This is a genomic window from Micromonospora haikouensis (assembly GCF_900091595.1).
Taxonomy (GTDB): domain Bacteria; phylum Actinomycetota; class Actinomycetes; order Mycobacteriales; family Micromonosporaceae; genus Micromonospora; species Micromonospora haikouensis.
Window position 1 is genome coordinate 1 of the sequence record NZ_FMCW01000066.1, and the last position, 9,534, is coordinate 9,534.

At 69.2% G+C, this 9,534-nt stretch carries 10 protein-coding genes; 5 read left to right on the top strand and 5 right to left on the bottom strand.

The features are described from left to right. A partial coding sequence (locus GA0070558_RS33750; protein ID WP_218107163.1) for a hypothetical protein occupies window positions 1-252 on the top strand: 252 nt, incomplete at its 5' end. Between the two features lie 55 nt (window positions 253-307). Then, window positions 308-943 (top strand): hypothetical protein, encoded by a 636-nt coding sequence (locus GA0070558_RS32115; protein ID WP_141722412.1) that lies wholly within the window; start codon window positions 308-310, stop codon window positions 941-943. A 191-nt stretch (window positions 944-1,134) separates the two neighbouring features. Here GA0070558_RS32115 and GA0070558_RS32120 read toward each other — a convergent pair whose 3' ends face one another. Next, window positions 1,135-1,521: a hypothetical protein gene (locus GA0070558_RS32120; protein WP_141722413.1), complete on the bottom strand. Its 387-nt coding sequence runs from the start codon at window positions 1,519-1,521 to the stop codon at window positions 1,135-1,137. A gap of 246 nt (window positions 1,522-1,767) precedes the next feature. After that, window positions 1,768-2,250 (bottom strand): hypothetical protein, encoded by a 483-nt coding sequence (locus tag GA0070558_RS32125; protein WP_091287163.1) that lies wholly within the window; start codon window positions 2,248-2,250, stop codon window positions 1,768-1,770. Window positions 2,251-2,799: 549 nt separating this feature from the next. On the opposite strand from GA0070558_RS32125, the gene GA0070558_RS32130 reads away from it, so the two are divergent. After that, the gene (locus GA0070558_RS32130) at window positions 2,800-4,047 is read left to right on the top strand and encodes an SHOCT domain-containing protein (protein ID WP_091287166.1); all 1,248 of its coding nucleotides are present in this window, start codon (window positions 2,800-2,802) and stop codon (window positions 4,045-4,047) included. Window positions 4,048-4,083: 36 nt separating this feature from the next. On the opposite strand, the gene GA0070558_RS32135 is transcribed toward GA0070558_RS32130, so the two are convergent. Beyond that, window positions 4,084-4,992 (bottom strand): tyrosine-type recombinase/integrase, encoded by a 909-nt coding sequence (locus tag GA0070558_RS32135; protein ID WP_091287169.1) that lies wholly within the window; start codon window positions 4,990-4,992, stop codon window positions 4,084-4,086. A 1,131-nt stretch (window positions 4,993-6,123) separates the two neighbouring features. Here GA0070558_RS32135 and GA0070558_RS32140 point away from each other — a divergent pair. Continuing rightward, complete coding sequence (locus GA0070558_RS32140) at window positions 6,124-6,744, top strand: hypothetical protein (protein WP_091287172.1); 621 nt, start codon at window positions 6,124-6,126, stop codon at window positions 6,742-6,744. Between the two features lie 177 nt (window positions 6,745-6,921). Then, a complete protein-coding gene (locus GA0070558_RS34790) occupies window positions 6,922-7,053 on the top strand; it encodes a hypothetical protein (RefSeq protein ID WP_256092260.1) in 132 nt (43 codons plus the stop codon). 65 nt (window positions 7,054-7,118) lie between these two features. Here GA0070558_RS34790 and GA0070558_RS32145 read toward each other — a convergent pair whose 3' ends face one another. Together GA0070558_RS32145 and GA0070558_RS32150 are read right to left on the bottom strand one after the other, a co-directional pair. After that, window positions 7,119-7,505, bottom strand: coding sequence for a hypothetical protein (locus GA0070558_RS32145; RefSeq protein ID WP_091287175.1), 387 nt, complete (start codon window positions 7,503-7,505; stop codon window positions 7,119-7,121). A gap of 579 nt (window positions 7,506-8,084) precedes the next feature. Then, entirely contained in the window at window positions 8,085-9,191 is a 1,107-nt protein-coding gene (locus tag GA0070558_RS32150; protein ID WP_091287178.1) for a hypothetical protein, read from the bottom strand. Window positions 9,192-9,534 lie beyond the last annotated feature (343 nt).

Here is a 9,534-nt window from a genome sequence, read left to right on the forward strand (position 1 = left end):
GCCGACATCGAGGACCTGTTCACGGTCAAGGACTACCTGTGGCTCTACACCCGAACGCTCTCCACTCTCGATGAGGCTGACCTACCGCAAACCCCGGAGCCGATCCTGCGGCGCATCAGCAAGGTGCGCGGCGACTTTGACCATGCCGGGCCCGCCCACGTACTTACGCAGAACCTTGAGGAGTTCTTCGCCCAGGTCGACGCGCAGACGCTTGACCGCTTCGAGGAACTGTTTACCAAGCTGCCGGTGTAGCCAGGCACGAAAGAATCTCGGCACGAGACCACGGATAGGGGAGGGAGCCTTCAGCATGGCGCACACCCCCGGACAGCCAGGTCCGCATGACCCCAGCGGAGCGTTGACACCGCCCACTGCGGAGGAGATCTACGGCTGGCTCGGCGTCAGGTTCGCCATGCTGGAGGCCCCCCGCTACCGCGCCCACATGGTCGGCTGGCACAGGGAGACCACCCACGCCGACGCGCACGGAGTCGCCCGCGACCTGGGCCGACCGAGGCCCGGCGAGGTCCGCATCGGCCACGAACTCGACGACGACACCACCATCGATGTCATCACAGTCCGCGACGACACCGGGGGCGCCTCGGTGGTGCATCACCTGTGGACCAGCCTGATCAACTACCAGCTCGCACTGGCAGGGCGTCGAGGCGCGCCTCCCTGGGGCAGCGGTCCGCCACCACCGCAGTACGTCGACCGGCTCGACACCAACAACCCGCCCGAGCCCACCGGAACGCGCACATTGTCCGTGGACGGCGGAGACGCCATGGAGTGGGTCTACCTCGCCTGCCCGGACATGGCCACCGGAGCGCCGCTCGCCGCATGCGGGGGCCACATCGGAACCTCGCTGGTCATGGTCACCGGACCGCAGGACGCCGTCTCAACTGCGGAACTGCGAATGTTGCCCCAGCCCGAGCTGCTCGTCGGCGTCTGACCCGCCCTCCTGCATGGGTAGCCCCCGTACCTCGGTGGTCGCGAACTTGCTGTGCTCGCCGCCGTATCCGGCCGCGACATCCTCACCGCATACCGCCGGGCGATCAGCCCCTGCGACGACGAGCCTGTACCGGCGACGTGCCGGCCTGATCCTGAGGGCTGCCGCTGTGGCGCGGTGACCTAGTCTTCCCTCTACCCCTGCGTGAGGGTGAGGGTCGCCCAGACCTGTCTGGTGCCGATCGGGTCGATCGCGCGCAGGTTCACCGGCACGTCGAGCACGACCAGGTGCGCGCGCTCGTTCTCGCCCCAGCCGGGCGAGATCAGGCCGCGTACCGCGTGGTCGCCCTGTTCGTCGTCGGCGCTGGGCTCTGGTGCCCCCAGCAGCCGCGCGGCGGCCTCGGCCGGGAAGGGGCCACCCTGCCACTCGATTTCCCAGGTCCGTCCGCCGTTGCCGGGCCACCAGTCGAGATGGGTGGCGCCGTTGAGCGCGCCGGTCTCGCGCAGGGCCGACATGACCCGTCCCAGCACCTCGTAGTAGCGCGCCGGGTTGTCCCGCAGGTGGTGCACCTGATCCGTCATGGCCTGCTCAACGAACCGGGCCAGGGTCAGGTCCGCCCTGACCCCTGGTTGATCCTGCTGGTGACCGTGTCGATCACCGGCTGACCGGTACGGTCACCGGCGTGGTTCCCATCGCTCTGGGGAGCGTTTCCGTCGCTTGGGCGAGGGGTCAACGCTCGGCGGTGGCTGAAAAGGCTGCCTACCCCCCAACCGCAACCAAGATTCTTCTCACCGCCTCGGCGACCAGCGGATCCGCCACTGCCCCTATCAGTACAGCGCCGATGGCCGGGCCGCCGCCTTGGCCAGCCGCTGGGCGCGGGCGTAGAGCTCCTCGCGGGCGACCATGGGCGGTGCCCATCCGTCGGCCCAGGCGGCAAGGAACCGCTCGGCGGCCTGCTTGCGGGCCGCGGCGGACCCGGCCCGTTGGTAGGCCGGGTCCGCGAGCAGGTCCGCGGCGAGCTGCTCGTAGTGCTCGTCGATGTCGGTATACCGCTGACCGGCCACCTCGTCGGCGCGGTCGCAGGCCGGGCGCACCGCCGCGTGCGTGACCCGTCCGTCGAGGTCGGCGGGCAGGTGTTGCTGCGCGAACCGGTACCGGCCGCCGCCCGGTTTCTCGGCACGGAACTGCGGCATCGCGAGCAGGACTTGCACGGTCGGCTCGGCCAGTTCCTCGCGCTCGCTCTCGCTGAGCCAGCGCGGCCGGTTCTCGTCGTCCTCGCCGTTGACGCCGTGGTGATTGGCGGTGAGCAAGGCCTCCCACTCCGCGTCGCTGCTGGCGGCCGGGGAGTAGGACCGTCGCCACCGCGGACGGCCTGACCGTCGATCTGTCGGCTGGCTGTGCGGCAAGCTGTGCTGCCCGTGAGCGTTTGATGGCGTGGGGCCGAGAGCCCGATAGCGTCACCTCACGCCGCTTGGACGCCGTGGCCGCGGCCGTCGCTTCCAGGGAGCAGGTCGGCGGTGCTGGGGATGGTGGCGAGCCGGTTGAGGAGGTCGTGCGGGTCGATGGTGACGGGTGACCACGGCTCGCACCGGCAGTCTGTTAGCCAAGGTCGCCAGTTGCCGCAACCAGGATCTCCACTGCATTCTGTCATCACCTTCTCGCATCATGTAGGCAGGGCAAGTGCTCCGCGCCGACCAGGCGGCCAACCGAACGGCGCGGAGCACCCTGACCGATCTACCAATCAGCGATCGGCATAGGTAACTCTCCCCGGCGTCCCTAATGTCGGGAAAGGGTCCCGTCCGAACTCCCGACAACACCGACCGTTGCCGGGCCACTCCTCGTGCATCAAGGACGACCGCATGAGCACCGGCCACCGCCCCGAGCCGCGTCGCAACACCCGCCCGTACGTCGTGGATGAAGCTACGATCCGTGAACGCAGCGGCAACCCCGACGCCGCCGAGTACATCCTCTACGTCCGCAGCCTCATCCACGACTACTACGGCATTGGTGGACAGACGAGGATCATCGAGGTCGCTGGTCAGCGCGGCCTCGCCTACCCCGGCCTAACCCGTCAGAAGGTTTCCGAGCAGCTCAGCCGCTACAGGCTCGGCCCCACCTGGGAGATGGCCGAGCTGATCATCGACTGCCTGCCGGATAGCTGCGACAGCGCCAGCATCCGGGCGGTGGCCGCAGGCTGGTACGAATGCGCCCGCGGGCAGCGACCCCGCGGCTACAACGGCCCGGTTAGCCGGCCGCCCGGCAAACCAGGCCAGCGCAACGTCCCGGAGAGCGAGCCGGCCGTGCCGGTCCTGCAGCGCAAGATCGCCCGGCTGCAGGAGCGCCTCAAGACCGAGACCACTCGCTACCTGGACAACCTGCGGGCCTCGGAGAACAGCCGCCACCAGGAGACGCGCCGCGCCAACCAGCTCGAAGCGCAGTTTCACCAGACCCGCGACGAGCTGCTGCGGGTCCGTACCGTCGCCGCCGAGGTAGCCACGATCCGGGAGGAGTACGCCCGCCAGTGCGTGGCCCTCGAACTCGTCGCCGCGCCCGCCCTGCGGGGTACGCCCATCATCGACCTGCCGGAACCACCCGCCGCCCGCCGACGGATCCGCTTCGGGCATCTGGTGGCCACCATCGATCCGCAAGCGCCGCCCGCCCGACGGGCGTTGGCCCGCTACCTGTGCGTCTATGCCGAGTTCGCCGGCATCTCCCCCACCGAGCTGGCCAGCCGTGCAGACATCGCTGCCACAGTGACGATGGACATCCTCGCCGGCCGCCTCGTCCCGACCACCCCCCACGCTGCCCGCCTAGCCGCAGTGCTCGACTGCGAGCCGGACACCCTGCGTCACCTCGCTGCAGCGGCCAGCAGCGCCACCGCCCTCGACGAATGCTTCTGGCGCATCGCCGGATCCGCCGCCACACCATCCAGTGAGGTTGTCGGGTCGGACCCCGACAACCGTTCACCGAATCCACACACCGCCCCGACATCACAGCCCAGCCCGATCGCCGAGAGGCTGCGGCAGCTCGCCACCATCTACCGCGACGGACTCATCAGCGACAGCGAGTACGCCGAGCAACGCGAACGCATCCTCGGCGAGCTGTGAGTCACGACGCCGGCGGCGCCTGATTCCGTGGGTTCATCAGTCGAAGATGCGCTCGACGACGGCGGCCTGTTCTGCGGTGCCGGCGCGGAAGTAGCGGGCGGTGGTGTCGAGGGAGGCGTGGCCGAGGAGGGCCTGAACCTGGGCGGGGTCGGCGCCGCCCTGGCGGAGTCGGGTGGCGTAGGTATGACGTAGTCGGTGCGGTCGCAGGCCGGGGAGATGGGCGTCGGTGCCGACGGCGAGAACGATCTGAGTGATGCCGGAGGTGGTGAGCCGGCCACGTTGGCCAGTCCACAGCGGTCCCGGCTCGCCGCCGCGGTGCCGAATCCAGGCGGTGAGCCGGTCACGGGCCGGGGCGGGCACTGGTACCTGGCGGACTTCATCACCCTTGCCGTGCAAGCGGATAGTGCCGGTGCGGGCGGTGAGAGCGAGGTCATCGACGTCGAGGCGGGCGCACTCCTCTGCCCGCGCGCCGGTGTAGAGCAGCACGGCGATGATCGCGGCGTCGCGGAGGGCGCGGCGGTCAGCGGCACGCTCCACCGCGCCCTGCTCCTTCGGCGTGAGCGCCTCGGGCTCGCCGGGGCGCGGCACGCGGGCGCGCTTGACCTTCAGCCGCAGGCCGGCGCCGACCTCGTAGAGCAGGTCGACGGCGGCGAGGGTCTGGTTGACGGTGGACGGGCTGGCCTTGGCGGTGATGAGGTGGCGGCGCCAGGCGGTGACGGCGGCCTCGGCGCCGACCTGGTCGACGAAGGCGTCCGGGTGTTCGCCGGCGTGCTGGGTGAGCCAGGTGGCGTATGCGCCAGCGCGTGCTCGGTATGCCTTGGTGGTGTTGGCGGCGAGGGCGCACCGGTCGAGGTGCCGGTGCAGCGCCGCAAGAGCCCTCTCGACCGCTGCGGTCGGAGCCTCGGGCCGTAGCGGAATGACTTTCGCGGTCGCGGTCCGGGCCACTGTGGTCCACCGTCCTTCTTATCCGCTTAGTTTCGGCCGGGCTTTCAGCCGACGTTGCACCACGTTATCCGCTGAGGCGGTCGGACAACCCAATGGATAAGGGAGCTTATCCACTCAATGATGAGCGACGCGAGTTCCGCCATGCAGACGTGTGTGTTGATCCACTGTCGCCTGCCAAGGAAGGTGAGGCACTGCCAATAAAGCTGAGGCACCGAAGGACCTTCCCTGGTCCGGTTCAGCGCAGCCGGTCCAGCCGCACCGGCTGGCCCGGTCCGCGGCGTCGAAGTCGACGGGCGGCAGCTCGGCGTCGAGGTAGACGGCGACGCCGTCGCTGGAGCGACGCGGCCGCGGGCCGGGCTCTCCTTCGTGACGGTGAGAACCCGGCTGATGGCCAGCGCGGCGGCGTCGGTCTGGTCGACGTCGTCGGCGACGATCCGCACCCTGATCACGGGCCCGGCGACCCAGGTCGACGAATGCCTTCGCCCGCGCATCCCTAATCCGGGGTCGCAGCAGGCGATCGATCTCACTACATTCAGCGATGTGGTGGCTGCGGTGTGCAAGCGATGCCTTGGTCGCATGCCGCTGCTCAAGAGGAGCGATGCCCAGTTCTGTTCCCGTTCGTGCCGAAGTGCGGCGGCCCGCGAGGCCAAGCGATCCGAGCCGGCAGCAAAGGTGCGAAAGCCGTTTCTGATCCGGTGTGTGGTCTGCGGGACAGAGTGGGACTTCGACGAGTGCCGGGCGGAGAAGGTGTACTGCTCCAAGCGGTGCCGAACCCGTGCGTGGCGGTCGCGCCTGTCTAATCCGCTGAAGGTGCGCCCTCGACGGCCTCAAGATCCACATACGTGACGCCTGACTGGGCCGTCTACATACGTCTGAGCTGGGCGGATGTGCGACCATGCCGTTCGAGGCCGGGAATACCAAAGGTCGGCTTCATAGTCTGGGTTGTCGGCCCCAACGTGGAGGTACCGCGCGGGAGGCAGACCAGACGTTGGGGCTCGATCACGTCGCAGTTATCGACCCTAACCGCTTGCAGTGGGCTTGGCGACCGTTTCAGGTTGTGAAGTTCCGGTCAGCGGTTACCCGTGGCGTCAAGGTTCTGCGTTCCGGTCGGGGCCAGAGGAGATCGCCAGGTTGACCCACCCGACGTCGACTTTCGACATCGCCATGGCTCGGTTCGTCAAGTACGTCCTGAGCCCGGGGACGCAGCGCTTCGCGCTCGTCCGTAGCTTCGACGACTCGTACTCGCCGGTGAAGGACCCCTACCGCAAGATCCGGTTGGCGGTCCAGGCCGGGCGGCGGACCGGCAAGGACGAGGCGGCGATGAGCAGCGCCGTCCAGAACTGCCGCCCCCAGGTGCGTGGCCACTACATCGACATCGCCCGTGGTTGGCTGTCGTTCATCGAGCCGCGCGCGGACACCGCGTTCGTCTCCCCGGGCACCGCCCGGTGGCACACCACCGACCTGACCGTCCGCGTCACGCCGGACCTCGTCCTCATGCATCCGGACGGGACTACCGACGCGTTGAAGCTGTACTTCTACAGCGACGCGCTCACCGCGCAGGCCGCCGAGGTCACGCTGTGGCTCATGAGCCAAACCCTCGACCAGACCCATCCCAGGGCCCGGCCGATGGTGCTGGACGTCCGCCGCCGGCGGGAGTTCACCCGGGTGCGGCCCGCTGCGGGATACGCCAGTTGGTTGGAGTCCGAGGCCGCCAGCCTCGCCTTCCTCTACCGGCGCCACCGAGCGGCCTGACCGTCGATCACAGTGGTCCCGGCCGGCTGCTCTTGCGGCCGGCCGGTGCCATGAGTTGATCTAACGCAGCGTGGGCGGGATCGGTTGGGGTCGTCTGATCTACGAGTGCGTGGACGTTGCGGCGGCGGTGGAAGCTGATGAAGCTGCCGTCGTGGCTGACTACGGTCTTGCGGGTGCGTGCGAGGCCTCCTCGCCTGGACCGGCGGAATGAACCCGCCCACCGCAATCCTCACCGCCGGCGGCGCCTTCGCCGGCACCATCCTGCTCATCCTCACTGCCGTGCCGTTCACCACCGGCCAGCCGGAATGACGACTCATCGCCCGTCGCGTCGGGGTGCCCCTCGGGATGGGCTCGTGTCGGACCGCTCTGGCACGCTAGCGCGACAGGGGGGGAACGAAGCCGTCGGCCCATGCGGTGAGGAACTGCTCGGCGGCCTGCTTGCGCACACCGACCGACCCCGCCTGCTGGTAGGCCGGATCCGTTAGCAAGTCGGCGGCCAGTTCGTCGTACTGGTCACCGATGCCGGCGTACCGCTGCTGAGTGAGCTCGTCGGCGCGATCGCACGCGGTGCGGATGGCCTCCCAGCGAACCTGCTCGTCGAGGTCGGCCGGAAGGTGGGAGCGGGCGAACCGTTTTCGGGCGCCGCCGGGCTTGGCCGCCCGGAACTCTGGCATCGCCAGCAGCGCCTCGGCGGCCGGCGCGGGCGAGCTGCTGTCGCTCGGCCTCGGTGAGCCACTTCCGTTCGTCGTCGAGGTCGTCACCGTCGTCTCGCGCCTGGCCGATAGCGAGCTGTTCCACTCGGCCCCGCCGTTGTTTGCAGCGAAAGAACAACTCCAGCCCTGGCCAGCGGCCCTGCGCGAACGCCTGGAGCCCGGGATCGTCATCCCGTCTTTGAACAGCGCTGGAGTTGTCTTGGTCCGGAAGCTACCGGCGGGCCAAGACGCGAGGTGGGGGGCCTGCGGCTGTCGCGCGGGTGCTCTGCCCCTCCTGCCAGTCTTTCCGAAGAGCCCAGCGGGCGGTCAGGACGATCACGCGAGGGATCCTCGCCGTAGCTGGCCACTAACGTCCTGTTCGCAGGACGTGCGCTCCTGCTTCACACTGGTCCGACTGGGGGTGACTTCAGGAGGACGCGTTGGCGAGCAGGAACAATCAGCGGCGGCAGAGCCCCGAGGCGCATCCACCGGTCTCCGCAGTACGTCCCTACCGCCGGGCGACCCGCTCGCCCGGCTGCTGGCCGCCAACCTCGATGGCCTCCGTTCACCCCTCACCGCGCCGACACTACCGCCGCGCCACTCCAGCCGTGACCGCCCTCGCCGCCGTACTGCGGCCCTGGGGCCCGGTCAGGGCTGCTGGAGCTGCGCCGCGCAGCCGCCCAGCAGAGCGTTGACCGCCGCGGCCGGCGGAAGGTTGTCCAGCATGAGTAGGTCCGGCCTCTTGGAGATCTGACGGTGCAGAGCATCGTCGGCCTGGTCTCGGAAGGCGCTCAGCCGACGCAGGTAGTTCGAGTCCGTCTTCCCCCAGGGGTGACTACTCACCACGGCGGCGAAGCCTTTCTGGCCGAACAACGGTGGCACATGGTCGAGAAGCGCCCGCAACACCGTGTGCGCCGCATAGACATGCCCGGCTCGCCAGCAGGCGTCCAACTCCTCGGCCAGCGCCACCAGCTTGGTGGTATCCCAGCCCGTGTCCGCGCACTCGCGCAGCTGCTCCAACGCCAGCGGGTTGATGTATGCGCCGACGGTCAGCGCCTCCTCGGGCTGCGCGGCCTCGGTGATCGCCACCTCGCTCGGCGCGAAGAAGGTGTTCGTTACGGGGATGAACTGGTTGCCCTCCTCCCACCAGCTGACCCGCGCGTCAACGAAGTCCTCCACCGACTGCACCTTGCTGAACCGCCGCACCTCCGGCCCCAGGTGAAGGGTCCACTCCGATCCGTCCGGCGCCCGCCCGGCCTGCACCCACCCCCAGTGGTGTGCGGTCAGCAGCAGGTGCAGACGGTCCATGCTGCCCGGGTCCGGCCGCAGCTCCACCGGGATGGCCCGCCGCACCTGCCGCCAGTACACCTGCACTGAGGTCTCCCCGACCTTCGGTTCCCGGGTCGGCTCCTGCCGCGCGCACCAGCGCACGGCTCGTACGAACGCCTCGGCCTCCTCCGCGCCGCCGCCAGCGCACCGCGCCACGCCGCTGATCGTCAGCTTCACCTCGTCGCGGGCGGCCGGGTCCGTCCAGATCCCGCTGCGCATCAGCAGCCCGTCGGGCAGGTCCCTCATCACTGCGGCGGCGCTCGCGACGCCGCGCCGCTTCAACCTAAGGAACGCGCGGTCGACCTGGTACATCGTCGGCCAGGCGGTGCCAGCGTGGAACTCGTCGTAGATCACTTGCAGCAGGGCGACCTGGACGGCGGTGAGGGCGACGGTCGTCGCGCCTCGACGCTCGGCAATGTTCCACATTCGCCTGGTTCCTCAACATCTCAGATGGCAGGTGCAAGGGGATACTGGCACCCAACGGCCGCCGCTCGCAGACCAGCCCGCCGCCATCGCCGACTTGCGGCAGAAGCGCAGTTTCCGTGATCTTGTAGCCATCCGTTCCGGATTTTCCACGATGGGTCCGCCGGTAGCTTCCGGACCAAAACAACTCCAGCGCTGGTCAAAAACGGGATGACGATCCCGGGCTCCAGGCGTTCGCGCAGGGTCGCTGGCTGTCGGTGTACGGGTTGGTGTCCCCAGGTAGGTACGGATGAACGTGGCCAGGTCGCGGCGTGGCGACGGGCCGGCGGGGTGTCCGATGAGTAAG